A 25524-nucleotide genomic window follows, 5' to 3' on the forward strand; every position below is an offset into this window, starting at 1 on the left:
GGGGTCATCGGACCGACCCCCTCCGTTCGCGTCCGGTTGGCCCGGGGTGGGCCCTAGATCTCCGTGGCGTTCACCACGATCCCGTCCTCGTCGCTGTAGAGCCACTCGCCCGGGACGAACACGACGTCGCCGAAGGCCACCGGCACGTCGAGGCGCCCGGCGCCGTCCTTCGCGGACTTGCGGGGGTTGGACCCCAGGGCCTTGACCCCCAGGTCGAGGCCGCCGAGAGCCCTGGTGTCGCGCACCGCGCCGAGGATCACCGCGCCGGCCCACGCGTTGTCCACGGCCGCAGCGGCGATCATGTCGCCCATCAGGGCGGACCGGAGCGAGCCGCCGCCGTCCACGACCAGCACCGCCCCCTCACCAGGGGTGTTGAGGACCTGCTTGACCAGGCCGTTGTCCTCGTGGCACTTGACGGTGCGGATGCGGCCCGAGAAGACCGCCCGTCCGCCGTACCGGCGGAACTGCGTGGAACAGCTGCGCAGGGTGTCGCCGTGGTCGTCGACGAGGTCCGCGGTGGAGAAGTCGGGGGTCATGTCGGCTCCGGTTCGGGTCGTGGGCGGGCACCGTCGAAGCTACCCGCCGGCGCCCGGAACTCTTTCGTCGGTCCGGAACGTCTCTTTCGTCTGCCCGGCCGCCTTCCCGGCCCTGAACGGTCGAAGTTGATGACAGGATAAGGACCTTCCCGTCACCACCTCGTGGGAGTCCCGTCACCCGCCGACCGGACGTCGCCCAGCCCTTCCCCCTGCTCGCGCGACCCTCCCCGTACGACTTCTTCTGGAGAGAGATGGTCTCCGAGATCTTCGCCGTCAGCGCCGCCTGGTCCCGGGCGGTGATCGAGTTCGCCGCCGACCTCGACCCCTGGGTCCAGCAGGCCGCCTACCTGGGCACGGACCTCTTCCTCGGCGTGTTCGCGGTACTCTTCCTCGCCGCCTGGTGGCGCGCCAGGTCCCACAGCTCCCGCGCGGTCGGCCTGGCGCTGTTCGCCCCCGTCGCCACCGTCGTCGCCTACGCCGTCAGCCGCACCGTCAAGTCGTTCTTCGAGCAGCTGCGGCCCTGCCAGGCCATGACCGACCTGACCACCATCGCCACCTGCGACCCCATCGGCGACTGGTCGTTCCCCAGCAACCACGCCGCCATCGCCGGAGCCGCCGCCGCGGCCGTCATCGTCGCCTGGCGCCGCTTCGCCGTCGTCGCCGTGGTGTTCGCCGTCCTGGAGGCCTTCTCCCGGGTCTTCGTCGGCGCCCACTACCCGCACGACGTCACCGTCGGCCTGCTCGTCGGCGCCGCCGTCGCCACCCTCGTCTCCCTCGCCATGGCCCGCCCGATGACCGCGGTCGTCGACCGCGTCGCCGCCACGGAACGCCTCCGCCCCCTCGTCCGTGCGGAGGGAGCCGCCGACGCCGCCGCCGTACCGCCCGCGGAGCCGGCGTCCGGCAACACCTACTCGCGCTCCTGACCCTCCCTCCCCCGTGCCCCGTCCCGCCCCGGGACGGGGCACGCGTGTGCCCGCGGCCGGGCCGGGGCGCAGAACCCCGGGGGCGCGGACGGCGCCCGTCCCCCGAGGCGGGGGACCCCACCGGTCCGCCCCCGTCGGCGGGGCCCGTGTTTGCGGCCACGGCGTCGTGGCATGCTTGGTGTGTGTGGGTATTCCACGCAGAACGCGGTCGAGCCACTGAAAAACGGGGGAGAAGGCCACGATGCTGCTGAGTTTCCGCGTCGAGAACCACAAGTCCATCCGGGACGAGCAGCAACTCCTCCTCACCCCCGTCTACGACGACGCCCGCCCCGAGAAGGCCGGCTGGGAGGCCTCCACCGTCGCGGGGGTCTTCGGCGCCAACGCCTCCGGCAAGTCCAACCTCCTCGACGCGCTGGCCCTGATGCGCGACACCGTCCGCTGGTCGATGAGCGACAATGAGCCGGGAGCGGGGATGCGAAGGCACGCCTTCTCCTTGGACGGGGAGTCCACGAACGAGCCCTCCTCCTTCGTCGTCGATCTCAAGATCGACCGGGTGCGCTACACCTACGGGTTCAGCATCGACGACGACCATGTCGCCGAGGAGTGGCTGTACGGCTACCCACAGCAGCGGAAGCGGATCTACTTCGAGCGCTTGGGTGAGGACTTCACGTTTGGGGACAGGGCGCAGGCCAGACTCAGGCACATCGCGGCCCTTACCGGAAGGAACGTCCTGTTCCTCACCGTTGCGGCCCGAGCGGAGCTGAAGGTCCTTCAAACCGTCTACCGATGGTTCTCCGAGAGCCTGGTGTTCGCTGAGGAGCGGCGGCCCGAGCCTCCGTCATGGCTGAACGGCGGCGAGGCGTCGGACGAGCGGCTCAGGTCCCTCGGTGACCTTCTGAAGTCGGCAGACACCGGTATCCGAAGCATCGAGATGCAGGAGGACGGGGACTACGCGCCCACACGCCCCTCCAGATCGGGAACCGGATCGGTCCGCCGACGTCTGAGGCTTGACGAAGCCCACCGGGCCGCCCCACCGCTGGTGGTGGGTCCCACCACGGTCGGGAAGACGAAGACGTCGTCCTTCCTCATCCACCTGGCGGACAGCACGGCTCCGGGGCCCGCACTCCTCTTCCACCACGAGGGCACGGCCCCCGATCGCCCCCTGCGATGGGAGGAGGAGTCCAGGGGGACCAGGGCCCTCGCCGCGCTCGGCTTCGAGGCCCAGCGCGTCCTGGAGACCGGTGGGGTACTCGTCGTGGACGAGATCGACGCCAGCCTCCACCCCTACCTCTCCGCCCGGGTGATCTCGCTCTTCCAGGACGAGGAGCAGAACCCCGCGGGCGCACAGCTCGTCTTCACCAGCCACGACGCCGCACTCCTCGGACGGGTCCGGGGAGCAGAGGTCCTCAAACGCGACCACATCTGGTTCGTGGACAAGGACGGCGAGGGCCGTACGTCCCTCTACCCGCTCAGCGACTTCAAGCCCAGGGGCGACGACAACCGGGCCAGGCGCTACCTCACCGGGCGCTACGGGGCCGTCCCCGACGTGGACGACGAGCTGTTCCGCGAGGCCCTCGCCAGGCGGGAACGGCACCCGGCCGAGGACGGGGGAGGGGCAGCACACCGGTGAGCAAGAGGGCCAAGAGGGAGCGCGAGACCAGGCTCGAACGCCGCCGCCCCCATCGGGAGGAACGGCGCGTCTACCTCGTCGTCTGCGAGGGCGAGACCGAGAAGGCCTACTTCGACGGCATGAAGAGGCACCCCGACGTGCGCATGCACACGGTGCACGTGCGCAGGTCCAAGCATCCCCAGCGCGAGGTCGTGGTGCGGAGCGCGGCCGAGGCCGGACCGGACGAGTACACGCAGATCTGGGCCGTGTTCGACACCGACGGAGAGGACGTCGCCTCTCTCGTCGCGGAGGCCCGGCGCTCGGGGGTCGAGGTCGCCCACTCCACCCCCACGTTCGAGACCTGGCTCGTCCTCCATCTCAAGGACCACCGGTCCGCGCTCGTCGGCGGGGCCCGGGCCGTGGGGGCGCTGAAGGCGCTCCTGCCCCGGTGGACCAAGGGCGGGACGCGCTTCGAGGACTTCGCGGACGGGCTCGTGGACGCCTGTGCGCGGGCGGAACGCCTTCCGCCCGGGGGAGATCCGGGGACGCGGGTCCATCTCCTCGTCAGGGCCGTCCTACGCCCCTGACCTCGGAGGCGGGTCACGGTTCCGTGACCGGACACAGCTGACACACTGGTGAGGTGGGTACTCAACAGTCTTCAGCAGAGCTCTTCGAGCGGGCAGCCGCCGTCGTTCCCGGTGGCGTGAACTCGCCCGTGCGCGCCTTCGGCGCGGTCGGCGGCACCCCGCCCTTCTTCGTCCGGGGCGAGGGCCCCTACCTCACCGACTCCGACGGCCGCCGGTACGTCGACCTGGTGTGCTCGTGGGGACCGCTGATCCTCGGGCACGCCGCCCCCGCCGTCGTGGACGCCCTCCACGGGGCGGTCGACGCGGGGACCTCCTACGGGGCGCCGACGCCGGGCGAGGTCGAGCTCGCCGAGCTGATCGTCGGCCGCACCCCCGTGGAGAAGGTCCGCCTGGTCAACTCCGGCACCGAGGCGACCATGTCCGCGATCCGCCTCGCGCGCGGATTCACCGGGCGCAGCAAGATCGTCAAGTTCGCGGGCAACTACCACGGCCACGTCGACGCGCTCCTGGCCGCCGCGGGCTCCGGTCTTGCGACGTTCGCGCTGCCCGACTCCCCGGGCGTGACCGGCGCCAGCGCGGCCGACACGCTGGTGCTGCCCTACAACGACGCCGAGGCCGTCGAGCGGGCGTTCGCCGAGCACGGCGACGACATCGCCTGCGTCATCGCGGAGGCGTGCCCCGCCAACATGGGCGTGGTCCCGCCCCGGGCCGGGTTCAACGCCCGCCTCAAGGAGATCGCGCACGCCAACGGCGCCCTGCTGATCCTCGACGAGGTCCTGACCGGCTTCCGCGTCAGCGCGTCCGGGTGGTACGGCCTGGAGGGCGTCGCTCCCGACCTGATGACCTTCGGCAAGGTCATGGGGGGCGGCCTGCCCGCCGCGGCGTTCGGCGGACGGGCCGAGATCATGGACCGGCTGGCCCCCGGCGGCCCCGTGTACCAGGCGGGCACCCTCTCCGGGAACCCCCTCGCCACGGCGGCCGGGCTCGCCACCCTGCGCGGCGCCACCCCCGAGGTGTACGAGCACATCGACCGCGTGTCCGCGCAGGTGCGGGCGGAGGTCTCCGGGGCGCTCGACGCCGCCGGGGTCGTCCACCGCGTCCAGGGCGGCGGCAACCTCTTCACGGTGTTCTTCACCGACCGGGAGGCCGTCGACTTCGACAGCGCCCGCACCACGGACACGGGCGTGTTCGCCGCGTTCTTCCACGCGATGCTCGACCAGGGCGTGTACCTGCCGCCCGCGGCCTTCGAGGCCTGGTTCTTCTCCGCCGCGCACGACGAGGCGGCCGTGGACAGGGTGGTCTCGGCACTGCCCCGAGCGGCCCAGGCAGCGGCAGAGGCCCAGGGCTGACCCCCGCGGTCCGGCCCCATGACCCCGAAAGAAAGACTCACACGATGACGACGACGACCGTCGTGCACCTGCTGCGGCACGGAGAGGTGTACAACCCGGACAAGGTGCTCTACGGAAGGCTTCCCGACTTCCACCTGAGCGAGCGGGGCAGGCAGATGGCCGAGATGGCCGCGGAGTGGTTCGAGGGCCACGACATCGCCGCGCTGTTCTCCTCCCCCCTGGACCGGACCCAGGAGACAGCCGTCCCGCTCCAGAAGATGCTCGGCCTCCCCGTCACCCTCGACGACCGGCTCATCGAGTCGGCCAACAAGTTCGAGGGGATGGCGCTGTCCCGGAGGTCGATGCGCGATCCCCGCGTGTTCAGCCGCGTCTACAACCCGTTCCTGCCGTCCTGGGGGGAGCCGTACTCCGAGATCGTCACCCGGATGGTCTCCGCCGTCAAGGTCGCCCGACGCGCGGCCTGGGGGCGCGAGACGGTGCTCGTCAGCCACCAGCTGCCGATCTGGATGGTCCGCCGCGCCGCCGAGGCGAAGAGGCTCTGGCACCGGCCGGACCTGCGCGAGTGCAACCTGGCGAGCGTCACGTCCCTGACCTTCGCCGACCAGCGGCTGGCCAGCGTCAGTTACGCCGAGCCGGCCGCCGAGTTGTACCGCGACGAGCCGTCGGTACCCGGGGCGTGACCCGGAGCGCGCACCCGTAGCGGTAAGCTGGTGCTTCGGGTGCGGTAGGCGTGCGCCGTTCCGGCGTTCGGCCTCCCCGGGGCACGCCCCGGTCGCATCGGCCACCCCGCGCCCTGAGCGCGTCGGTGCCAGCGGGGCCGGCAGCCGCATCCGAACCCCTTGCCGGTTTTCACCGCCCAGCGGTTCGGCATGTCCGTACTCATCGTGAGCGAGAAGGTGATCCCATGGGTTCCGTCATCAAGAAGCGTCGCAAGCGGATGGCGAAGAAGAAGCACCGCAAGCTGCTCAAGCGCACGCGTATCGCGCGTCGCAACAAGAAGTAGGACCGGTCGCGGCGAAGTCGTCTCTCCGCGGGCGCGGGCGTGCCCTCGGTTCGCCCCGGACGCGGAGACACCTTCCCCCTTTGCGTGTGCTTTGCCACCGCAATGGAATTTTCTGGGTGAGGCGCTGTTGTGTCTCACGGGTCGCGGTCGCCGGCTCACCCTCGTGGTGAACGGTCCGCGGACCTCCCGGAACAGCTCCCGTCTCCTTCCAAGGAACGTGTCGCCATGGCTCGTGTCGTACTCGTCACCGGGGTGTCCAGCCCCCTTGCCGCCAGGGTCGCGCAGACCCTGAGCGAGGAGCCCGGTGTCCGCCGGGTGATCGGCGCCGACTCGTCGCCGCCGCCCCAGGACACGCGGGGTATCGAGTACGCCCATGTCGACCTGCACGACGGGAGCCTCGACCGGATCGTCACCGACTCCGGCGCCGAGCTGGTGCTGCACCTCGGGCTGGACACCGAGGGCGCCCCGAACCGGGAGGACAACCTCCTGGGGACGATGCGGGTGCTGGGCGCAGCCCAGCGCTCCACCTCCGTCCGGCGCCTCGTGGTGCGCTCCAGCGCCACCCTCGACGCCGACGACGCGGCCGAGGTCGAGCGCCACACGCGCGGCCTCCAGCGCCGCCGCCCCGACCTCTCGGTGGCCCTCCTGAGGTTCGCCAACCTCATCGGCCCCTCGGCCGACACCCCCCTCACCCGTTACCTGGACTCGCGCCTCGTGCCCACGGTGCTCGGCAACGACCCCCGGGTGCGCTTCCTGCACGAGGACGACGGCGCCGAGGCGCTGGTGCGCATGGCGCTCAGCGACGGGACCGGCTTCTTCGACGTGGCGGGCGCCGATCCCGTGCCGCTCTCGCAGTGCCTGCGCCGCGTCGGCGGCCAGCGGCTGCCGGTCCCCGCCCGCGGCCTCAAGGTGCTGAGCGGGCTGGCCAAGCACGGCCGCATCGGCTACGCGAGCTCCAGCACCACCCGTGCCGTCCACGCGGGACTGCACACCGGGGGGATGGACTCCGACTCCCTGGAGCGGGTGCTGGACTGGTCCCCCGCGTACTCCTCGGCCGAGGCCTTCGAGTCCTACGCGCACAGCCGCGCGTCGTCCTCGCCGCGGCACGGCCTGCGCCCGGTCCACGTGCTCGCGCTCGCCAGGGCCACGCTGGGGCGCTGAGCCCCTCTCCCGCGGTGCCCGCCGCCGGTTCGGCGGCCCCTTCCGTCCTGCCCCGGGCGGGTCCCGGTCCCTGCGCGCCGGTGCGTGCCGCCGCGCTCCCCGGACCTGCGCCCCGAGCCGGTCCGTCGGCGCCCCCGGGCCGCCCGCCGTCCGGGTGCCCGGCCCCCGCCCCGGCGGCTTCCGCCGCCGTGCCCGCGCACGTCGTCCCGGCCCGTGCCCGCCGTCCGCAGACCGTCGTGGACGCCTGCGGCGGCCGTGCCGCGCGGTCCACCCCGGCCGCGATCCTCCCGCGTCCCCTCAGACCGCTCTGCGCTGTCTGACCGCGCGCATGGCGACCGCGCCCGCCACCGCGCCGGCCACCGCCGCGGGGACCGCCACCTTCAGGGCGGCCCTGTGCCGCCGGAAGTCGTGGACCGGCCAACCGTGCGTGCGCGCGTACCGGCGCAGGTCCCCGTCGGGGTTGACCGCGTGGGGCCGTCCCACGAGGGACAGCAGCGGCAGGTCGTTGGAGGAGTCGCTGTAGGCCGAGCACGCGGCCAGGTCCCAGCCCTCCTTGCGGGCGAGCGCGCGCACCGCCACGGCCTTGGCGGGCCCGTGCAGGAGGTCCCCGTTGAGCCGTCCCGTGTACACGCCGTCGACGCTCTCCGCCTCGGTGCCGAGGGCGCCGGTCAGGCCGAGCCGCCGCCCGATGATCTGCGCGAGTTCGACCGGGGTCGCGGTGACCAGCCACACCGGTTCGCCGGCGTCGAGGTGCCGCTGCACCAGCGCGCGCGTGCCCTCCCAGATCCGGTCGGCCATGGTGTCGTCGTAGATCTCCTCGCACAGGGTGACCAGGTCGGCCAGGTCGTGGCCGGCGACGAACGCCAGGGCGGCCTCGCGTGCGGCGTTGATGTGCTCGGGCTGTTCGCTCCCGGTGACCCTGAAGACCGTCTGCCCCCACGCGAAACGCATCAGGTCGCGCGTGGTGAACAGGTCGCGGGCCGCCAGGCCCCGGGCGAAGTGGTAGATCGAGGCGCCCCGCATCAGGGTGTTGTCCACGTCGAAGAAGGCGGCCCCCGGACCGACCGGAGTCGGGGACACGGCGTCGTATGACACGGTTCTCTCCTGGCTTGGGTGGGGGAGGCGGCCCTCCGGTGTCGGGGTGGCGAGCCCCGCGTAGTGCGAGCCTACGACCACCCGCGGGTCGTGCGGGGCCGCTGGGTTGCGGTGACAAACCAGGTGATGAAGCTCACAGTGTAAATCCCCGTTGTGGGCCCCACTCTGCGGGATCTTCCCCGAAACTGCCCCCGTCATTCTGGTCAAAGTGCACATCCACCCGTTGGAGTGCAGCATCATTGTCGGGATGGTGACGGTAGGACTGGCATTCATAAGCGCGTTGGTGGGCTGGAGCGCCACCGCCGCGCTCGCCGCGTACGCCCAACGCCGTCCCGGTGTGGCCGCTGTGGGGTGGCTCGTCGCGGCACTGGGGATGACGGTGGGCCTCAGCGCGGCCGTGATCGGGGCGATGTTCGACTTCGGCGAACTCACCTTCCGGCTGCTCCAGATCGGTATCAGCCTCCTCGGGCCGCTCTACATGGCCTGGGGCGCCTTCGAGTACGGCGTCCGGTCGCCCCGCGGGGTGTTCACCTCGCGGCTGCTGCTGAGCGCGTTCACCATCGTCCCCCTGGTGGTGCTGTCCGTCGACCGGGTGAGCACCCGGTTCGGCGACACCTTCCCCGCCCTGGGCGACCACTACGACCTCATCCCGCGCTCGCTCGTCAACGTCACGCAGGTCGTCGCCGCCGTCCTGCTGGTCACCGCGGTCGTCGCGGTGGCCAGGCGCGCCTCCGGCCACCGCAACGCCGACCTGGCGGTGCTCGGCCTCGTCGCCCTCGCCACGGTGCTCTCGGTGCTGGTCGGCCGGTTCGGCCTCGGCCTCGTCGGGCCCCTGCTGATGCTCGGCGCGGTCGCGGCCCTGTGGGGCGCCGCCGCGATGGTCGCGCGCCCCCGCCGCGACCCCTACGACGATGACGACTACTACGACGACTACGACGACGTGGCCGAGGACACCGAAGACGAACTCCCGGAGGAGCCCGTGCGCCGCAAGCGTCGCAACGCCGACCCCTACGACGACTACTACGACGGTCAGCCGGCCCGGCAGGCCCCGCCCGCCAAGCTGCGCGGCGTCATCACGATCTACACGCTCGCCGACGGCCAGGGCCCGGGCTTCGACCGCCTCGCCGACGCCGTCGTCGCCCAGGTCGCCGAGCGCGAGCCGGACACCCTGCTGTTCGCCTGCCACACGGTTCCCAGCGCGCCCTCGCAGCGCATCGTCTACGCGATCTACCGGGACGAGCTGGCGCAGGAGGAGCACGAGCGGCAGCCGCACGTCGCGGAGTTCGCCCGGCTCGGCGCGAACCACGTCGTCGCCACCAACGTGATCGAGCTCTCCCTGGCGGGCGCCTCGGCCAGCGACGGCCTCGCCGGCCTGCTGATGCCCCGCTGACCTGGTCCTTCGCGGCCCGCGCGGCAGGGCGGGCCCCGGTGCGGCCCCCTGGCCCCCGCCGGGGGAGGTCTCGAACCGGTGTCTTCTCCCCGGAGCGCCGAACCGGTCGCGGGGCCCCGGCGTCCAACCCCGGGTGAAGTACCCTTCCCTACAGGTTTTTCCTGACCGGTGCCCGTCGGGCACCGATGGCGTGTGACCGAGACCGGCCGGACAGCCCAGCCGAGAGGCGCGCCGGAGCGAAAGAAAGTGTGCTGGGATTCCCGATGCGTAAATTTCTTGTCGTCCTCCTGATCCTCCTGGTCGCCCTCGTGGTGGCGGCCGACGTCGGGGGACGCAGCCTCGCGCAGAGCGCCGTGGCGCGCCAGCTCGCACAGCAGCTCCAGATGGCGGAGGAGCCGACCGTCGAGATCGAGGGCTGGGCGTTCCTGCCGCAGGTGTTCGGGGGCGAGTACTCCGAGATCCGCATCACCGCCGACACCGCCACCCTCAACGGCGTCACCCTCGAGCAGATCGACGCGACCGCCGCCGACGTGCAGGCGCCCCTGGCGGACCTGCTCGACCAGCCCAGTGTGGTGGCGGGGCAGCTGGACGGCTCGGCCGTCGTCCCCTACTCCTACTTCAACGCCTACCTGCCCGAGGGCATCACCATCACGACGGAGAACGGGCAGCCCCGGATCACCGGGGAGCTCGCCCTTCCGGAGCTCGGTCTGAGCACCTCGGTCAACGCGGGCGGGCAGTTCGGCGTGGACGGCGACACGCTGTCCTTCACCCCCGAGGACATCCAGGTCGACGGTGTCCCGGGCGACGTCAGCGGCCTGGTCTCCGGCTCCCTCACCTTCAGCGCGCAGGCGCCCGCCCTCCCCTTCGGCCTGGCCGTCACCGACATGGAGCCCACCTCCACCGGGCTGCGGATCACCGGCACCGGTTCCGACGTCCCCCTGATGGGGGCCGACGCGGCCTGACGGCCCCGCGCCCGGCGGCGGGGTCCCGGGGCCGCCGGGAACGCACGGCGCGGGGACGCGCCGAAGGCACACCAGGAGGAGGACGGAGCGGTGACGACGCAGGGCGGGGGCGCGCCGGGGGACCGGCCCGACGCGGTGGGGCCGGGGACGCCCGGTGCGCTGACCTCCGACGAGATCGGCGCCGACCTGGGCGTGCGGGCCACGCTCGTCCAGTTCTCCAGTGCCTTCTGCCAGCCCTGCCGCGCCACCCGCCGGGTCCTCGGCGAGGTCGCGGGGATGGTCGACGGCGTCGCGCACGTGGAGATCGACGCCGAGTCCCGGCTCGACCTCGTCCGCAGGCTCGACGTCGCGGGCACCCCCACGGTCCTCGTCCTCGACGCCGGGGGCCGGATCGTGGGCCGGGCGGGCGGCCAGCCGCGCAAGGCGGACGTCATCGCCGCGCTCGGCCGGGCCGTCCCCTGAGCGGACGATCCCCGTGCGCCCCGGCGCGGAGGGGCCTCCTGTGATCTACCCCACGCGTGACAAACGCGTCGCGGGGACTGTAGCGTCTAGAACGTGACTTCCTTGACGAGCGCGTATCTGACGAAGCGACGGGCAGTGGACTTCTGCCGCGTCGCCGCCGCGCTCTGTCTGTGTCCCTAGGGCGGACGGGCTTCCCGACCCCCGCTCCCTCCGCGCGACTGGCCTTCCACCGTGTACGCAGCAGGGGACGACACACCATGCAGGCCGACCCTCGCGGGCAGTGCTCATCCGCTGTCCCGACCGTACCCGTGACGGACCACGGGGCCCGGGGCCTCCGGGCGCCGGTCCTCGCGTTCGCGGTGGTCGCCGGGGCGGGTCACCCGCCCTTCGGTCCGCCGTCCCCCGCCTCCGTACGCTCCCGCTCCGGCCCACCGGCCGGACCGGAGGGCGGTCGGCCGTCCCGGTCCGCGCACGGAGCAGGACACGCCTTCGCCGTTCCCGCATCCGCCGCTCACCCGGCGGACACGGAGCGGCCCGGTATCGCCGCGTCCGCCCCCGCACCCCCCGCAGCCCTCCCCGGAGGCCGACCGGCCTGCGCCACGGCTGCGGGACGCACCCTCTCGCCCTCCGCCGCACGGCGTCGGGCAGGACGGCTCGATCCCCCGCGTCCCGGGACCGCAGCACCCCGGGCGCACCGACCGCACACGCGACACCGCACAAGAAACACAGGAGGTTCCCTATGAGCCGCTCCGACGTCCTCGTGGACGCCGACTGGGTGGAGGCTCACCTGGACGATGACAACGTGGTCCTCGTCGAGGTCGACGAGGACACGTCCGCCTACGACAAGGGACACATCCGCGGCGCCGTCAAGATCGACTGGAAGACGGACCTCCAGGACCCCGTCCGCCGCGACTTCGTGGACCGGACCGGGTTCGAGAAGCTGCTGTCCGCCAAGGGCATCGGCAACGACGACCAGGTGATCCTGTACGGCGGCAACAACAACTGGTTCGCGGCCTACGCCTACTGGTACTTCAAGCTGTACGGCCACGACGCCGTCCGCCTGCTCGACGGCGGGCGCAAGAAGTGGGAGCTGGACTCCCGCGAGCTGGTGGAGGAGGTGCCCGAGCGCGCCGCCACCGAGTACACCGCCAAGGAGCAGGACACCTCGATCCGCGCCTTCCGCGACGAGGTCGTCGGGGCCATCGGCGTCAAGGACCTGGTCGACGTCCGCTCGCCCGACGAGTTCACCGGGAAGCTGCTCGCCCCCGCGCACCTGCCGCAGGAGACCTCGCAGCGCCCCGGCCACATCCCGACCGCGCGCAACATCCCGTGGGCCAAGACCGCCAACGAGGACGGCACGTTCAAGACCGCCGAGGAGCTGCGGGAGCTGTACACCGGGGCCGGCGTGGACCTGGACAAGGACATCATCGCCTACTGCCGCATCGGCGAGCGCTCCTCGCACACCTGGTTCGCCCTGCACGAGATCGTGGGCCTGGAGAACGTCAAGAACTACGACGGCTCCTGGACCGAGTACGGGTCCCTGGTGGGCGTGCCCGTCGAGCTGGGAGAGGCGGAGGCCAAGTGAGCGACAGCTGCGGAGCGCCGGTCGGCGGGGTCGCCCTCGCCGACGTCGACGCGGGAAACCAGGCGGTCATCCAGGGCACGGTGACGCGTGACGGCGAGCCGCTGCGCGGTGCCTACGCCCGCCTGCTCAACGCCTCCGACGACTTCGTCGGCGAGGTGGCCACCGGGGACGAGGGGACCTTCCGCTTCTTCGCCGCCGACGGCGACTGGAAGGTCCGCGTCCTGGCGTCCAAGGGCTTCACCGGCGAGTACCCGGTGCGGGCCGAGGTGGGCAAGGTCATCGACCTCAGGGTCCAGGCCTGACCCACGACCGACACGACGGTCAGGGCGCGGAGCGCCGGTGCCGACGGGAGACCGTCCGGGACCGGCGCTCCGCGCTGTCGGGGGCCGGGCGCCGGGGGCGGCCGTGCCACCGGGGCCGGGGGCGCCGGGGCCGTCCCGCGGCCGGGTCGGCCGCGCGTTCGTCCACAGGGCGCGTCCTGGGCTGGCAGGCCGTTCCGGGCCCTGCTTCACTGGAGGGAGTGCGGCCCGGTCGGCCGCCCGGCCGGTACCGGCCTCCGGCCGCGTGTCGACCGCGGTGGGACCGTGACAAGCACGCCGGGCAGGTGGCAGCATCGGGCCCACGCTCCGGCCACCGCCGGGGTCCCGCGTGAACGACCCCGGCCGCTCCCTCCCCAGCGGCCGGTCAGGAGGTGTGAGGACGGTGCCCGACCCCCGAACCGGCGGCACGGCCAGAGGAGAGGCCGGGCGGACCTACGTCGGCTGGCGCCACGCGGTGCTCCTCCCGCCTCCGGGACCGGCACCCCGCAGGCCCGTGCCCGCCGACTCCGAGGGCGTCAGCGAGGAGTGGATCGCCGCCCAGCGCGACAGCGAGGCCCAGACCAACCGCCCCCTCTACTACGCCCTGGCCGGGCTCGGCCTGTTCGCCCTGCTGTGTCCGCTGCTGTGGAGCCTGCGCATCCTCCCCGGCAGCTTCGCCCTCGGCGGCGTGTTCGCGTGCGCGGCCGTCGCGGCCCCCGTCGTCTTCGCCCTGGTCCAGAGCCGGCAGGTCGTCGCGGAACGGCTGGAGAGGGCCCGCGAGCGGCTGGCGGCCGAGCGCGACGAGCGCGAGCGGGTGCTGCACCAGCAGCAGCGCGACCACGCCCGCCGGTACACCGAGTGGCAGGCGGCCTCCCGGGCCTACGAGGCCCAGCCCCGCTGGTACGGGGTGACCGTCCCCGCCGACGCCGGCGCTGTCGTCGTGGTCGGCGGCACGGAGGCGGGGTGGTCGGCGCTGCTCGCCACCGTCGGCGTCTCCCGGCTCCGGGAGGGGGGCGACCTCACCGTCGTCGACCTCACCGGGCGCTCCGTGGCCCGTGAACTCGTCCGACTCGCCCGCCGCTGCGCCGTCGACCCGCGCCGCTGGGTGCTGCCCGCCGACCTGCCCCGGATGACGCTGGGCACCAACCTGGACGCGGGCCAGCGGGCGCGCATCCTGTCCGCCGTCGCCGCCGCGTCCGGTGAGGCCGACGACGCCGACGCCGACGAGACCCTGATCCTGCGCCTGCTGGAGGTCCTGGGCCCGCGCGTCGGCATCGCCGAGCTCATCGGCGGCCTGCGCGCCCTCATCACCCCCCTGGAGGACGCGGCCGAGGACGACCCGGCACTCGCGCTGCTCACCCCGGACCAGCGCGTCCGGGTGCGCGAGCGCTGCGCGGACCGCCCCGACGTCCGGGAGCGGGCCTGGGAGCTCGAACGCCGCCTCAGCCCCTTCGAGGCCGTCGGCACCCGCGCGGACGACGGCGAGTACGCGCAGGTCAAGATCATCTCCACCGACCGGGCCTCCGGCCGTGCCGCGGCCCGCGTGTACGGGACCTACGCCGTGTCCGCGCTCAGCGAGCTCCTGGAGGGGACGGCCCCGCCCCCCGGCGGCGGGGGGAGCCGCCGCCGGCCGGACCGCACGCGGACCGTCGTGGTCTGCGGCGCCGAGACGCTCCCGCCGGAGGAGGTCGACCAGGTCCTCTCCGCCGGGGCCGACAGCGGGGTGGAGGTCGTCCTGATGTTCCGCACGCCCTCGCCCGCGGCCCTCGCCAGGTTCGCGGACCCCGCCTGCCTGCCGGTGGTGATGCGTCAGCACGGGGAGTCGGCGGAGGCCGTCGAGCGGGCGGTGGCCGCGGTCCCGGGCCCGCCCGCACACGATCCCGCGCGGTTGGGGCTGCACCGCCTGACCGAGGCGGTCGGCGAGGCGGCGGGCGACCCGTCCCCCGGCGCGGGGGAGGGGCCCGAGGACGAGATCGAGGCCGACGACCGGTTCTTCGCCTCCCCCCACACCGATTCCGGAGCGGTCATCCGCAACGCCGCCGCCGCTATCGCCCCCTTGGACCTGGTTCGTCATGTGAGATCCGCCACGTCATGGGGTCGCGCCACCGCCCAGGCCGCGGGAATCGACGCACCGGGCGCGGACGGGGAGGAAGAGGACGCATCGGTCCGCGTCAGCCCGCTCGACGCCGAGGCGCTCCGCGGGCTGCCCCACACCGCCGCGGTGGTCCTGACCGCCGACGGTCCTGTCCTCGCGGACACCAACCCGGGTATCCTCACCCTGTCCACAGCCACACTGGCCACCGTGGACGACTCCCAGAACTCCAGCACCACGCCGCCGGCCGTGCGCGGCACCGGGGCGGCCGACAGCCGCCGGGGCAGGACGGGACGGCACGCCGAGGGCGGCCGACCCCGCGCCGACGCCCCCTCCGCCGCCTCCGGCACACCCGACGGCGCCGCGGTCCGCGACGGGGCGCCGGCCCCCGCGGGAGCCGGCGAGCCCCGGGGGCAGGTACCGCCCAACCTGGGCCCGCCGCCGGAGAGGTTGGACTGGCGGGTCTGATCCCAGGTGGACAATAAGCTTGGCCCGACACATCGCCCGCCGCCTCCCAGGAGCGAACGGCGCGGGTGATCCAGCAATTCTGGAGAGTAGATGAGCGAGCTTCCCTTGCGCGCCCAACTGGCATCGGTTCTGGGAAGGAGCGCAGCCAGCCTGTCCCGTGCCACCGGGCGGGGAGACGGCTCCGTCATCGGTGGCAGGGTGGCGCTCAAGGTCGAACCCGACCTGCTCGCCAAGCTCGCCCGGGGCCGCAGGCTCGCCCTGGTCAGCGCCACGAACGGCAAGACCACCACCACCAGGCTCATCGCGCAGGCCCTGCGCGAGTTCGGCGACGTGGCCACCAACGAGTACGGCGCCAACATGCCCACCGGGCACATCACGGCGCTGTCCGACAACCGCTCGGCCGTCAACGGCGTGCTGGAGGTCGACGAGAAGTACCTCCCGCAGGTGCTGCTCGCCACCCAGCCGGCGTTCGTGGTCCTCATGAACCTGAGCCGCGACCAGATGGACCGCGCCTCGGAGATCAACCTGCTCGCCAAGAAGTGGCGCACCGCCCTGGGCAAGAGCAACGCGCACGTCATCGCCAACGCCGACGACCCCCTCGTCGCCTGGGCGGGCCTGGGCGCGCCCAACGCCACCTGGGTCTCCGCCGGCCAGCGCTGGAAGGAGGACTCCTGGTGCTGCCCCGAGTGCGGCGGCCACCTCCGGCGCGAGGCAGACCCGCACTGGGAGTGCCCCGAGTGCGGTCTGGCGCGACCCCGGACGAGCTGGGCGGTCGAGAACGAGACCGACACCCTGCTCACGCCCGAGGGCCGGAGGATCAAGCTCCGCATGAACCTGCCCGGGGACGCCAACCGGGCCAACGCGGCGATCGCTGCCGCGACCGCCGCCGGGTACGGCATCCACCCGGAGCGCACCGTGGAGCGCCTGCGCGAGATCACCTCCGTCGCGGGCCGCTACACGTCCGTGGTGACCATGGGCGTCGAGGTCCGCCTGCTGCTCTCCAAGAACCCCGCCGGGTGGCTGGAGTCGTTCGCCGTGCTGGACCCGCCCCGGACCCCGGTGATCCTCGCGGTCAACGCCCAGGTCCCCGACGGCAAGGACACGTCCTGGCTGTGGGACGTCGACTACACGGTCCTGCGCGACCGCCGCGTGTTCGTCATGGGCGAGCGCCGCACCGACCTGGCTCTGCGCCTGGAGACAGACGGGGTCCGGTTCGAGATCGCCGACCGGGTGGACGAGGTGCTGGGCCGCCTCAAGGCCGAGCAGCCCGACATCACCAAGGTCGACCTCATCGCCAACTACACCGCCTTCCAGCAGATCCGCACGGCGTACGGCCGCGTCCAGTAGGGGAGAGTCATGACGAACACCAGTGCGTTGCGGATCGTGTGGATCTACCCCGACCTCCTGAGCACCTACGGCGACCAGGGCAACGTCCTCATCCTCAAGCGCCGGGCCGAGCTGCGGGGCATCCCGACCGAGATCGTGCACGTCCACTCCAGTGACTCGGTGCCCGAGCAGGGGGACATCTACCTGCTCGGCGGCGGCGAGGACCGGCCGCAGATCCTCGCGGCGGAGCGCCTGCGCGCCGACGGCGGGCTGGCCCGCGCCGCCGCCCGCGGCGCGTGCGTCTTCGCGGTGTGCGCCGGCTACCAGATCATCGGCGAGACCTACGGCGACGACGAGGCCAACCCGCTTCCGGGCGTGGGCATCCTCGACATCCGCAGCGGCCGCGGCCAGACGCGCGCGGTCGGCGAGATCGTCGCCGACGTCGAGCCCTCCCTGGGCGTCGGACGGATCACCGGCTTCGAGAACCACCAGGGCCGCACGGCCATCGGCCCCTCGGCCCGCCCGCTGTCCACCACGGTGCGTGGCATCGGCAACGACGACCGTACCGAGGGCGCCTACCAGGGCCAGGTGCTGGGCACGTACCTGCACGGACCCGCCCTGCCCCGCAACCCGCAGCTGGCCGACCTGCTGCTGCGCTGGCGCGTGGGCCAGCTGGCCCCGCTCGCGCCGTCCTGGGGCGAGCGTCTGCACGACGAGCGCCTGGCCGCGGCGCTGCGCCAGTAGCGCGGCGCCCGGAGCACGGCCGCGGGGCCCGGCGGACACGGAACCACTCCCTGTCCGCCGGGCCCCGCCCGCGTCCGCGCCGGTGTTCCGCCCGCACCGGCCCGGGCACGGGCCACCCGTTTCACCCGTGCCACCGCTCCCTCCCGGGCCCCGCAGCACGTACCTCCTGTGCTTCCCGGGCCTCCTGCGCCACCCGGGCTTCCCGCACCTCCCGTGCCTCCGCAGTACATACCTCCGGGCCTCCTGGGTCTCCTGCGCCACCCGGGCTTCCCGTACCTCCCGTGTCTTCCGTACCTCCCGGGCCCCGCAGCACATACCTCCTGCGCCACCGGCTCCCTCCCGGGCTTTCACCGTCCCCGGTGCCTCCGGGGCCTCCCCCGCCACACGTGCGGTCGCGGGGCAGACGGAATGAACAGGCCCCCCACAACGCTGCCCTGGGCATGAAGGCAATGGCACTGCACCAGTACGGTTCCGCTGACGACCTGGCCCCCGTGGAGCTCTCCGAGCCCAAGGTGGCGCCGGGGGAGGTCCTGATCCGCGTGAAGGCGGCGGGGGTGAACCCGGTCGACTGGAAGCTCGCGGCCGGGGGGCTCGACCCCGTGATGGAGGCGGAGTTCCCGCTGATCCCGGGGTGGGACGTCGCGGGCGTCGTCGAGGCGGTCGGGCTCGACTCGCCCGAGTACCGGGTCGGGGACGAGGTCTACGGGTACCTCCGCAAGGACTGGGCGAAGAACGGCACCTACGCCGAGCTGGTCTCGGCGAGCGTGCGCATGCTCGCCCCCAAACCGGTGTCGCTGGGCTGGGAGGAGTCCGCGGGGGTCCCGCTCGCGGGGCTGACCGCCTACCAGGCGTCGAGGCGTGTCGGCGTGGGAGCCGGTGACACGGTGCTGGTCCACGCCGCCGCCGGCGGCGTCGGGTCGTTCGGCGTCCAGATCGCGGTGGCGCGGGGCGCCCGCGTCATCGGCACCGCCAGCGAGCGCAACCACGACTACCTGCGCTCCCTGGGGGCCGAGCCCGTCGTCTACGGCGACGGCCTGGCCGACCGGGTCCGCGCCCTGGCGCCCGGGGGCGTCGACGCCGTGCTGGACTTCGTCGGCGGCGGGGCGGCCGAGCAGTCCCTTCCGCTGGTCGGGGACCCGGTGCGGGTCGCCTCCGTCGCGGACGCCGACGTCGTGGCGAGGGGCGGCCACTACGTGTGGGTGCGCCCCGACGCCGCCGACCTCGTCGAACTGTCCCGTCTCATCGACGACGGCAAGGTCTCCGTGTACGTCGAGCGCGTGTTCCCGCTGGCGGAGGCGGCCGACGCCTGGCGCCTGAGCCAGGCCGGCCGGACCCGGGGGAAGATCGTCCTGACGGTCTGACCGGCACGGGAGCCCCGTGCGGGAGGCGGCCGGGGGCCTGGGCGGACCGCGTCCGCGCAGGCCCCCGACCCCCGGGACCGCGTCCGGATCTTCCGGGCCGCCGGGCCCGGGGCGGTCGGCGTCGGGGACCCGGAGGACGGGCGGACACGGCCCGCCCGCCTGAAGCGGCCGGACCGCGCCGACGGCTAGCGGGGGCGCCTGCGGAGGGTGATCTGGGCGTTGGCCCCGGTGTCCGGGTCCACCACGACCTCCTGCCCGGCGGCGATGCCCTCCACCACCAGGTCGGCGTCCACGGGCGCGGAGCGCTTGAGCACGCCGAGGGCGATCGGGCCCAGTTCGTGGTGCCGGGCCGAGGTGCCCACCCGGCCGACGGGGCGGCCCTCCAGCTCGATCGGGCTGCCCACCTCGGGCAGGCGCTCCGCCGTGCCGTCCAGGTGCAGCATCACCAGCCGGCGCGGGGGCCGGCCCAGGTTGTGCACCCGGGCGACCGTCTCCTGGCCCGGGTAGCAGCCCTTCTCCAGGTGGACGGCCCTGCCCACCCAGTCCACCTCGTGCGGGATGGTGCGGTCGTCGGTGTCCAGCCCGGGGCGCACCCGGTGCCCGGCGATCCGCTGCGCCTCGTACGCCCACATCCCCGCGGGACGCGCCCCGGCGGCCGTCAGCGCCTCGGCGGCGGCGGAGAGGCGCTCGACCGGGAGGAACAGGTCGGTGCCGTCCTCCGCCGCGCGCACGGGCACGTCGCCGAGCGAGGCGGCCTCGACGGCCTTCGCGCGGTCCGGGCCGAGCACGGTCAGGATCGCACGGGAGTCCCCGAGGTCCTCCACCTCGACGCGCAGCATGAACCGCATGGAGTCCAGGAACGCGGCCAGTGCGGCCCCGCCGCCGGGCTCCGTGTGGATCCAGGCGGCCTCGCCGTCGTCCACCAGGGACAGGTGGTGGCGCAGGTGGCCCCGGGTGTCCAGGATCAGGGCCTCGGTGGCGGTCCCCGGGGCCAGGCCCCTGGTCGACTGGCTCGTGAGGTCGTTCAGCCACCCCAGGCGGTCGGGACCGCCGACCCGGACCACGCCCCGGTTGCTCCGGTCGACCCACGCGCTCGAACGTTCCATGGCACGCCCCTCGTGGGCCGGGTCGCCGTAGTGCGCGGCGACCCCGGAGTCGGGGGACTCGGCGCCCACGGCGCCCGGTGTGCTCATCAGCGGCGAAGTCATACAGCCGAGACTAGCCGCCCCGTAAAGAGTCCGAAAACACCGCTCTGACCTGCGGTTTCGCGCACAGGAAAAACATTTGCCCCGAGTCGGCCGCGGGACGTACTGTCGGTGTCACGCAAGAAAGGAGGTGGTCTGAGAGTGATTGATCTCAGGACTGGCGAGGTGGCCGTCCGCTAGGGCGACGCTCGCGTTCGCGCGGCGTCGCCCGTAGCGAATCCCAGACGGACACCCGGACCCCGGGCTGCCGGACTCGTCCGACCGGCCCCGCCCCCGCGGCGGGAACCAGCCCGGGGTCTGTCCTTGCCCGGACCCCGCCTCTACGCGCCGGCGCCGGTCCGCTTGAGCTGCGCCGACATGTACGAGCGCAGGCTGTGGCCGCGCGCCGCCAGGTCCCAGGCGTACCCCAGCGTGTCCCGGTCGTCGCCGAACAGGCCGTAGAGCCTGTGCGAGGCCGTCGCGTCGATACCGGTCTCGGTGTGCACCACCGCGTCGGTGTGCATCTCCACCCGGTTCGCGAACACGTTGCCCAGGTAGACCTCGGTGAACCCCTCGGGGTGCGAGATCAGCGCCTCCAGGTGCACGACCTGCTCGCCGTCCTCGCGCTTCCCGGCCTCGGAGTCCGGGCGCGCGCGCCAGTACCCCGACTCCTCGGCGACGAGCTCGCCCGGTTTGCCGTCCGCGCCCATCCGCCAGGCCCTGCTGGTGAAGGCGAGGTACGGAAGACCGGCCGTGTGTGTGAACTCGATCTCCTGTCCGAACTGGAACTCTTCCACGTCGGCGTAACCGGCGACGCCGACGCCCTCCCAGTGACCGATCAGGAAGGACAGTTTCGCCAGATCGGGATGTGCCTCAGCGTCCATGACACCAGAGCGTAGCGGCGGCGGACGAGTGGCGGTGACCACCGCCGTGCGAGCGGCGGCCCCGGCCACTCCCGTGCCGTGGTCCGGACATGCCCAATTGGCCCCGCTTTCCCGGAGAACTGGTAAAGATTGTCAGCAACGCGGTGTGGCCACGGGGTGTTACGCCAACCGCCGACGAAGACCTCCGACGCACTTCCATAAGGGGCGGCCTGTGTTACTGGTGATCGGTTCGGCGCTGCTCGTGGCCGCGGTGGTCCTCCTCCCGCTGACCGTTCTCGCCCTCCGGCGCTGGCTCCGGCAGCGCGGACTCGCCCAGCTCCGGCCGGGCGCCCTCACCGCCCAGGAGGGCCGCAGGGTCACGCTGACCGGGGTGGCCGCGCCGGGGCCGGACGGCCCCATCACCTCCGGCCTCGCGGGCGTGGAGTGCGTGTGGCACGGCCACGAGGTGCTCCGCCACTACTGGCCGCTCAACCGCGACCGGGCCGAGGGCGCGGTCCGCGAGCGGGCCTGCGACTCCATCGCCGACTACGGCTCCGACGACCTGTTCGGTCTGGTCGCGGAGGGGCGCGGGGGCGACGCCGACCGGGTCTTCGTCGTCCCGGGCGACACCGGGCCCACGGGCGCCGAACTCTGCCTGAAGCGCCTGGTCGGCCGCCCCCAGCCCGGCGTGGCCTCGCCCGCCGACGACCTGCTGCCCCGCGTGCGCGGGCGGATCTCCGGCGTCTTCCGGGGGGAGACCATCGAGTTCGAGTACCGGGAGTGGGTGATCCGGCCCGGCGCCCGCGTGCGCGTCACCGGGCAGCTCCGGGTACGGGACGGACGCGTGCTCCTGACCGCGCCCGAGGACGGCTCGATCACCATCGAGCACGGTGTGGACGAGCAGCCGGTGCGCGTGTCGCCGCGCAGGACGGAGGCGATGGTCCTCACCGCCGCCTTCGGCTTCTGCGCTGTGGTGGGGGCGATCCTGACCCTCACGGCCCTGTGAGTAGGCTGACGACCATGTCTCGTTCCTTGGTGATCAAGGTCACCGCCGGTGAGGAAGACCCCGAGCGGTGCAACCAGGCGTTCACGGTCGCCGCCGCGGCCCTGGCCAGCGGGGTCGGCGTCTCCCTCTGGCTGACCGGTGAGTCCGCGTGGTTCGCCGTCCCCGGCCGGGCGGAGGAGTTCTCCCTCCCGCACGCGGCCCCCCTGAAGGACCTCCTCGACGCGGTGCTCGCCGCGGGCCGGGTCACCGTGTGCACGCAGTGCGCGGCCCGGCGGGAGCTCGCCCCGGGCGACCTCCTGGACGGCGTGCGCATCGCCGGGGCCCCCTCCTTCGTGGAGGAGGCGGTCCAGGACGGCGCGCAGGCCCTCGTGTACTGACCGGGTCCGGACGCGGCCGTGCCCGCGCCGCTGACTGCGGCACGGGCACGGGTCGGCGGAGGAAGGCGCTACTTCTTGCCCTGGTTGGCGACGGCCTCGATGGCGGCCTTGGCTGCCTCGGGGTCGAGGTAGGTGCCGCCCGGGTTGGTCGGCTCGAAGGAGTCGTCCAGGTCGTAGACCAGCGGGATGCCCGTCGGGATGTTCAGCCCGGCGATGTCGGCGTCGCTGACGCCGTCCAGGTGCTTGACCAGGGCGCGCAGCGAGTTGCCGTGCGCCGCGACCAGCACGGTCTTCCCCGCGGCGAGGTCCGGGACGATGGAGTCGTACCAGTACGGCAGGGCGCGGTCCAGGACGTCCTTGAGGCATTCGGTGCGCGGCAGCAGCTCCGGCGGGAGCTGGGCGTAGCGGGTGTCACCGGCCTGCGAGTAGGGGTCGTCGTCCGCGATGGGCGGCGGAGGGGTGTCGTAGGAGCGGCGCCAGATCATGAACTGCTCGTCGCCGTACTCGTCGCGCGTCTGCGCCTTGTCCTTGCCCTGGAGGGCGCCGTAGTGGCGCTCGTTGAGGCGCCAGCTGCGCTCGACGGGCAGCCAGTGCAGGTCGGCGGTCTCCAGGGCGAGGTTCGCCGTGCGGATGGCGCGCTTGAGGAGGGAGGTGTGCAGGACGTCCGGCCTCACCCCGGCGTCCTTGAGCAGCTCCCCGCCCCGTCGGGCCTCGTCCTCGCCCGTCGCGGAAAGGTCGACGTCCACCCAGCCGGTGAACAGGCCCTTCGCGTTCCAGACGCTCTCACCGTGTCGCAGAAGTACCAGAGTTCCCATGGGGGCAAGCCTAGCCACCCGGCGGCCGGGCCCGGTCGCCCACCCGCCACCTGGACGCCGCGGCGGCGCTGCCTGCGGGAAGGCCGTGCCCGGCCCGGACGGCGCGGGCGGGGGAGCCCCGCACGGGACGCGGGTCCCGGAGGCGCGGGCCCGGGCCCGGCCTACAGTTCGTCCGCGGGTTCGGCCAGGTGCGCGAACGCCCTCAGGTTGCGCATGTCGTGGCCCCGTTCGGCGCGCCACTTCCACTCCTTGCGGATCGCCGACGCGAACCCGCGCTCCAGGGCGCCGTTGAAGTTCTCGTCCGAGTAGGTGAGCACGCACCCGAGCAGGCGGTCGACCTCGCCGGGGGTGACGCCCTCCAGCGGGAGGCGGCCACGGAGGTAGACGTCGCCGACCTCGTCCGCGGCGAACGCCATCCCGTACATGTCGGAGTTCTTGCGCATCAGCCACAGGTAGAAGTCGGCGTGGTTCTCGTCCGGCTGCCGGCAGAAGAACGAGGTGAGGGTGAGGCTGTGCGGACCGGTCTCCAGCCACACGAGGGTCTTGAGCTTGGCCCTGCCCGGGAGCGTGACGAGGAAGGACCCCTCGCGCGGGCACTCCGCCTCCAGCCCCGACTCGGTCACCGCGGCGGTGATCGCCGCGGCCGCGGCCTCGCGCGCCCCATCGGTACCCACCTCGTACGCCTCCCTCACTCGGTCACCTGTTCGCGGCCAGCGGCAGCGCGGGCGGGCTGATGCTCGCGCTGTACACGTTCAGCAGCTCGTCCACCGTCCGGGACCAGCCCAGGGTGGCGGCGTGCTCGGGCGCCGCCAACGCCAGCTTGGCACGCCAGGCCGGTTCGACGATCATCCTGTGCAGCTGGGCCGCGTAGTCCGCCGGGTCGTGCCCGTCCACCAGGACCCCGGACACCCCGTCCGCCACGGCCGTGGTCAGTCCTCCCACGCGTGCCGCGAGGACCGGTGTGCCGCACGCCTGGGACTCCACCGCCACCAGGCCGAACGACTCGGAGTAGGACGGCACCACGGTCACCGCGGCCGCACGGTAGTGGTCGGCCAGCCGCTCCCGGGTCTGGGGCGGCTCGATCCGCACCACGTCCGCCACGCCCAGGGACCGGGCCAGGTCGGTGAGCATCCGGGGCTCGCGCATACCGCCGCCGGACAGGCCGCCGACCACGCCCACCACCAGCCGCGACCGCAGGGAGGGGTCGCGCCGCAGGAGGTCCGCCGCCGCGCGGATCAGCACGTCGGGGGCCTTCAACCGCTGCACGCGACCCACGAACAACAGCAGCTCGGTGTCCTGTGGGAGGCCGATGCGGGTCAGCGCGTCCCGGCGCGAACCGGGACTGAACACCTCCAGGTCCACCCCGGGCGGGATCACGCTGATCTGGCCGTCGCGCGCGCCGTAGTGCTCACGGAGCTGGCGGGCCTCGTCCTCGGTGTTGGCGATCAGCCGGTCGGCCTGGTGGACCAGCTGGTCCTCGCCGCGCACGCGCATCTCGGGTTCGGGCACGTCGCCCTCGGCCAGGGCGGCGTTCTTCACCCGTGCCATGGTGTGCATCGACTGGACCATCGGCACGCCCCAGCGGCGGGCCGCCACCACACCGGCGCGACCGGACAGCCAGTAGTGGCCGTGCACGAGGTCGTAGTGGCCGGGTTCGCCCTGGGCCTCGGCGCGCAGCAGGCCGAAGATGAACGGGCACAGGTGCTCGGCGAGGGTGTTCTTGTCCAGGCGGCCGTAGGGTCCGGCGGGTACGTGCCGCACGTTCACGCCCGGGGCGAGCTCCACGACCGGGGGCATGTCGCGTTCGGTCGCGCGGGTGAAGACGTCGACGGCCACGCCGCGTTCGGCCATCCGGCGGGCCACCTCGACCACGTAGACGTTCATCCCCCCGGCGTCACCGGTGCCCGGCTGGTCGAGCGGCGAGGTGTGCAGACTGACGGTCGCGACTCGGGAAGGGACCGCCGCCTGTTCTCCCACGGGAACGATTCCAGACACCGGTGGGTCCCTTCAGATCGCGTATACAGCCGCTGTCGTCAACAGCGACGAAGGTACACACTGTTCCCGCCCGGATTGTCCGAGGGGTCTGCTATTGACCGGTCGGCATTCAGGGTGTAGCGGACCGGCCGGCAGCCGGGAGGTCCGCCGTGGCGGGAAAGCCGCGATCGCACGTGCTGGAGCCGTGCCCTCCGCCGGGGCGGACTGTGGCCACCGTCATACCGCGTGCGGCGGGGAGGACGGCGGATCGGTCCGTCCGGCCGGGGACACGGTCCTCCCCGGGCGGGGTGCGGCCGTCGCGGCCCTCCGGCGGCGCGAAGCCGGTGCCGCCC

The 25524-nt window shown here is 73.3% G+C and carries 26 protein-coding genes; 19 read left to right on the forward strand and 7 right to left on the reverse strand.

The window, feature by feature from the left end; genetic code table 11:
• Window positions 1-53: 53 nt before the first annotated feature.
• Entirely contained in the window at window positions 54-536 is a 483-nt protein-coding gene (rraA, locus tag ACIRPH_RS17680; RefSeq protein WP_402915530.1) for a ribonuclease E activity regulator RraA, read from the reverse strand.
• A gap of 251 nt (window positions 537-787) precedes the next feature.
• Between rraA and ACIRPH_RS17685 the strand changes: the two genes are divergently transcribed.
• The 7 genes from ACIRPH_RS17685 to ACIRPH_RS17715 all read left to right on the forward strand — a co-directional run bounded on the left by ACIRPH_RS17685 (window position 788) and on the right by ACIRPH_RS17715 (window position 7168).
• Window positions 788-1459 (forward strand): phosphatase PAP2 family protein, encoded by a 672-nt coding sequence (locus ACIRPH_RS17685; RefSeq protein ID WP_402915533.1) that lies wholly within the window; start codon window positions 788-790, stop codon window positions 1457-1459.
• 241 nt (window positions 1460-1700) lie between these two features.
• Window positions 1701-3089, forward strand: coding sequence for an ATP/GTP-binding protein (locus ACIRPH_RS17690; RefSeq protein ID WP_402915535.1), 1389 nt, complete (start codon window positions 1701-1703; stop codon window positions 3087-3089).
• Window positions 3086-3655 carry an RloB family protein gene (locus ACIRPH_RS17695; RefSeq protein WP_402915537.1) on the forward strand — a complete coding sequence of 190 codons (570 nt, stop codon included), beginning with the start codon at window positions 3086-3088 and terminating at the stop codon, window positions 3653-3655. The genes ACIRPH_RS17690 and ACIRPH_RS17695 overlap by 4 nt, the downstream gene beginning before the upstream one ends.
• 53 nt (window positions 3656-3708) lie before the next feature.
• Window positions 3709-5004: a glutamate-1-semialdehyde 2,1-aminomutase gene (gene hemL / locus ACIRPH_RS17700; RefSeq protein ID WP_402915540.1), complete on the forward strand. Its 1296-nt coding sequence runs from the start codon at window positions 3709-3711 to the stop codon at window positions 5002-5004.
• Window positions 5005-5048: 44 nt separating this feature from the next.
• Window positions 5049-5684: a histidine phosphatase family protein gene (locus tag ACIRPH_RS17705; protein WP_267947776.1), complete on the forward strand. Its 636-nt coding sequence runs from the start codon at window positions 5049-5051 to the stop codon at window positions 5682-5684.
• 224 nt (window positions 5685-5908) lie between these two features.
• Window positions 5909-6007, forward strand: a complete 99-nt coding sequence (locus ACIRPH_RS17710; protein WP_017621272.1) for a 30S ribosomal protein bS22 — start codon at window positions 5909-5911, stop codon at window positions 6005-6007.
• Window positions 6008-6232: 225 nt separating this feature from the next.
• Complete coding sequence (locus ACIRPH_RS17715) at window positions 6233-7168, forward strand: NAD-dependent epimerase/dehydratase family protein (RefSeq protein WP_402915545.1); 936 nt, start codon at window positions 6233-6235, stop codon at window positions 7166-7168.
• A gap of 297 nt (window positions 7169-7465) precedes the next feature.
• On the opposite strand, the gene ACIRPH_RS17720 is transcribed toward ACIRPH_RS17715, so the two are convergent.
• Complete coding sequence (locus tag ACIRPH_RS17720) at window positions 7466-8263, reverse strand: HAD family phosphatase (protein ID WP_267947778.1); 798 nt, start codon at window positions 8261-8263, stop codon at window positions 7466-7468.
• A 247-nt stretch (window positions 8264-8510) separates the two neighbouring features.
• Here ACIRPH_RS17720 and ACIRPH_RS17725 point away from each other — a divergent pair, with 247 nt between their 5' ends.
• The 10 genes from ACIRPH_RS17725 to ACIRPH_RS17770 all read left to right on the forward strand — a co-directional run bounded on the left by ACIRPH_RS17725 (window position 8511) and on the right by ACIRPH_RS17770 (window position 18952).
• Window positions 8511-9653, forward strand: coding sequence for a putative quinol monooxygenase (locus ACIRPH_RS17725; protein ID WP_402916010.1), 1143 nt, complete (start codon window positions 8511-8513; stop codon window positions 9651-9653).
• A 263-nt stretch (window positions 9654-9916) separates the two neighbouring features.
• Window positions 9917-10615 carry a DUF2993 domain-containing protein gene (locus tag ACIRPH_RS17730; protein ID WP_402915548.1) on the forward strand — a complete coding sequence of 233 codons (699 nt, stop codon included), beginning with the start codon at window positions 9917-9919 and terminating at the stop codon, window positions 10613-10615.
• Window positions 10616-10750: 135 nt separating this feature from the next.
• Window positions 10751-11077 (forward strand): TlpA family protein disulfide reductase, encoded by a 327-nt coding sequence (locus tag ACIRPH_RS17735; protein WP_402916012.1) that lies wholly within the window; start codon window positions 10751-10753, stop codon window positions 11075-11077.
• A 93-nt stretch (window positions 11078-11170) separates the two neighbouring features.
• Window positions 11171-11257 (forward strand): putative leader peptide, encoded by an 87-nt coding sequence (locus ACIRPH_RS17740; protein WP_352983320.1) that lies wholly within the window; start codon window positions 11171-11173, stop codon window positions 11255-11257.
• 559 nt (window positions 11258-11816) lie between these two features.
• On the forward strand, window positions 11817-12662 hold the full coding sequence (locus tag ACIRPH_RS17745) for a sulfurtransferase (RefSeq protein WP_402915551.1): 846 nt from the start codon (window positions 11817-11819) through the stop codon (window positions 12660-12662).
• Complete coding sequence (locus ACIRPH_RS17750; protein WP_267947782.1) at window positions 12659-12964, forward strand: DUF1416 domain-containing protein; 306 nt, start codon at window positions 12659-12661, stop codon at window positions 12962-12964. Before ACIRPH_RS17745 ends, ACIRPH_RS17750 begins: the two co-directional genes overlap by 4 nt.
• Before the next feature lie 400 nt (window positions 12965-13364).
• On the forward strand, window positions 13365-15521 hold the full coding sequence (locus ACIRPH_RS17755; RefSeq protein ID WP_402915555.1) for a hypothetical protein: 2157 nt from the start codon (window positions 13365-13367) through the stop codon (window positions 15519-15521).
• 90 nt (window positions 15522-15611) lie between these two features.
• On the forward strand, window positions 15612-16868 hold the full coding sequence (locus tag ACIRPH_RS17760) for a MurT ligase domain-containing protein (protein WP_402915558.1): 1257 nt from the start codon (window positions 15612-15614) through the stop codon (window positions 16866-16868).
• A gap of 9 nt (window positions 16869-16877) precedes the next feature.
• Window positions 16878-17591 carry a type 1 glutamine amidotransferase gene (locus tag ACIRPH_RS17765; protein WP_402915560.1) on the forward strand — a complete coding sequence of 238 codons (714 nt, stop codon included), beginning with the start codon at window positions 16878-16880 and terminating at the stop codon, window positions 17589-17591.
• A gap of 440 nt (window positions 17592-18031) precedes the next feature.
• Window positions 18032-18952: an NADP-dependent oxidoreductase gene (locus tag ACIRPH_RS17770; protein WP_402915562.1), complete on the forward strand. Its 921-nt coding sequence runs from the start codon at window positions 18032-18034 to the stop codon at window positions 18950-18952.
• Between the two features lie 185 nt (window positions 18953-19137).
• On the opposite strand, the gene ACIRPH_RS17775 is transcribed toward ACIRPH_RS17770, so the two are convergent.
• The gene (locus ACIRPH_RS17775; RefSeq protein ID WP_402915564.1) at window positions 19138-20160 is read right to left on the reverse strand and encodes a YgfZ/GcvT domain-containing protein; all 1023 of its coding nucleotides are present in this window, start codon (window positions 20158-20160) and stop codon (window positions 19138-19140) included.
• Window positions 20161-20477: 317 nt separating this feature from the next.
• Window positions 20478-21020, reverse strand: coding sequence for an FABP family protein (locus ACIRPH_RS17780; protein WP_402915567.1), 543 nt, complete (start codon window positions 21018-21020; stop codon window positions 20478-20480).
• 211 nt (window positions 21021-21231) lie between these two features.
• Between ACIRPH_RS17780 and ACIRPH_RS17785 the strand changes: the two genes are divergently transcribed.
• Both ACIRPH_RS17785 and ACIRPH_RS17790 read left to right on the forward strand, forming a co-directional pair.
• The gene (locus tag ACIRPH_RS17785) at window positions 21232-22005 is read left to right on the forward strand and encodes a GIDE domain-containing protein (RefSeq protein ID WP_402915570.1); all 774 of its coding nucleotides are present in this window, start codon (window positions 21232-21234) and stop codon (window positions 22003-22005) included.
• 14 nt (window positions 22006-22019) lie between these two features.
• The gene (locus ACIRPH_RS17790; protein ID WP_402915573.1) at window positions 22020-22382 is read left to right on the forward strand and encodes a DsrE family protein; all 363 of its coding nucleotides are present in this window, start codon (window positions 22020-22022) and stop codon (window positions 22380-22382) included.
• 68 nt (window positions 22383-22450) lie between these two features.
• Here ACIRPH_RS17790 and ACIRPH_RS17795 read toward each other — a convergent pair whose 3' ends face one another.
• The 3 genes from ACIRPH_RS17795 to mshA form a co-directional block, all read right to left on the reverse strand.
• Window positions 22451-23197, reverse strand: coding sequence for a phosphoglyceromutase (locus tag ACIRPH_RS17795; RefSeq protein WP_402915576.1), 747 nt, complete (start codon window positions 23195-23197; stop codon window positions 22451-22453).
• 161 nt (window positions 23198-23358) lie between these two features.
• Window positions 23359-23871, reverse strand: coding sequence for a YbjN domain-containing protein (locus ACIRPH_RS17800; protein ID WP_402915579.1), 513 nt, complete (start codon window positions 23869-23871; stop codon window positions 23359-23361).
• Window positions 23872-23893: 22 nt separating this feature from the next.
• On the reverse strand, window positions 23894-25192 hold the full coding sequence (mshA, locus tag ACIRPH_RS17805) for a D-inositol-3-phosphate glycosyltransferase (protein WP_402915582.1): 1299 nt from the start codon (window positions 25190-25192) through the stop codon (window positions 23894-23896).
• Window positions 25193-25524: the final 332 nt, after the last annotated feature.

The organism is Nocardiopsis sp. NPDC101807, from assembly GCF_044766605.1.
Taxonomy (GTDB): Bacteria; Actinomycetota; Actinomycetes; order Streptosporangiales; family Streptosporangiaceae; genus Nocardiopsis; species Nocardiopsis tropica.

Coding starts and splice junctions, on each gene's coding strand:
- rraA (WP_402915530.1), bottom strand. CDS start 536: ATGACCCCCGACTTCTCCACCGCGGACCTCGTCGACGACCACGGCGAC.
- ACIRPH_RS17685 (WP_402915533.1), top strand. CDS start 788: ATGGTCTCCGAGATCTTCGCCGTCAGCGCCGCCTGGTCCCGGGCGGTG.
- ACIRPH_RS17690 (WP_402915535.1), top strand. CDS start 1,701: ATGCTGCTGAGTTTCCGCGTCGAGAACCACAAGTCCATCCGGGACGAG.
- ACIRPH_RS17705 (WP_267947776.1), top strand. CDS start 5,049: ATGACGACGACGACCGTCGTGCACCTGCTGCGGCACGGAGAGGTGTAC.
- ACIRPH_RS17710 (WP_017621272.1), top strand. CDS start 5,909: ATGGGTTCCGTCATCAAGAAGCGTCGCAAGCGGATGGCGAAGAAGAAG.
- ACIRPH_RS17715 (WP_402915545.1), top strand. CDS start 6,233: ATGGCTCGTGTCGTACTCGTCACCGGGGTGTCCAGCCCCCTTGCCGCC.
- ACIRPH_RS17725 (WP_402916010.1), top strand. CDS start 8,511: ATGGTGACGGTAGGACTGGCATTCATAAGCGCGTTGGTGGGCTGGAGC.
- ACIRPH_RS17730 (WP_402915548.1), top strand. CDS start 9,917: ATGCGTAAATTTCTTGTCGTCCTCCTGATCCTCCTGGTCGCCCTCGTG.
- ACIRPH_RS17745 (WP_402915551.1), top strand. CDS start 11,817: ATGAGCCGCTCCGACGTCCTCGTGGACGCCGACTGGGTGGAGGCTCAC.
- ACIRPH_RS17760 (WP_402915558.1), top strand. CDS start 15,612: ATGAGCGAGCTTCCCTTGCGCGCCCAACTGGCATCGGTTCTGGGAAGG.
- ACIRPH_RS17765 (WP_402915560.1), top strand. CDS start 16,878: ATGACGAACACCAGTGCGTTGCGGATCGTGTGGATCTACCCCGACCTC.
- ACIRPH_RS17770 (WP_402915562.1), top strand. CDS start 18,032: ATGAAGGCAATGGCACTGCACCAGTACGGTTCCGCTGACGACCTGGCC.
- ACIRPH_RS17775 (WP_402915564.1), bottom strand. CDS start 20,160: ATGACTTCGCCGCTGATGAGCACACCGGGCGCCGTGGGCGCCGAGTCC.
- ACIRPH_RS17780 (WP_402915567.1), bottom strand. CDS start 21,020: ATGGACGCTGAGGCACATCCCGATCTGGCGAAACTGTCCTTCCTGATC.
- ACIRPH_RS17790 (WP_402915573.1), top strand. CDS start 22,020: ATGTCTCGTTCCTTGGTGATCAAGGTCACCGCCGGTGAGGAAGACCCC.
- ACIRPH_RS17795 (WP_402915576.1), bottom strand. CDS start 23,197: ATGGGAACTCTGGTACTTCTGCGACACGGTGAGAGCGTCTGGAACGCG.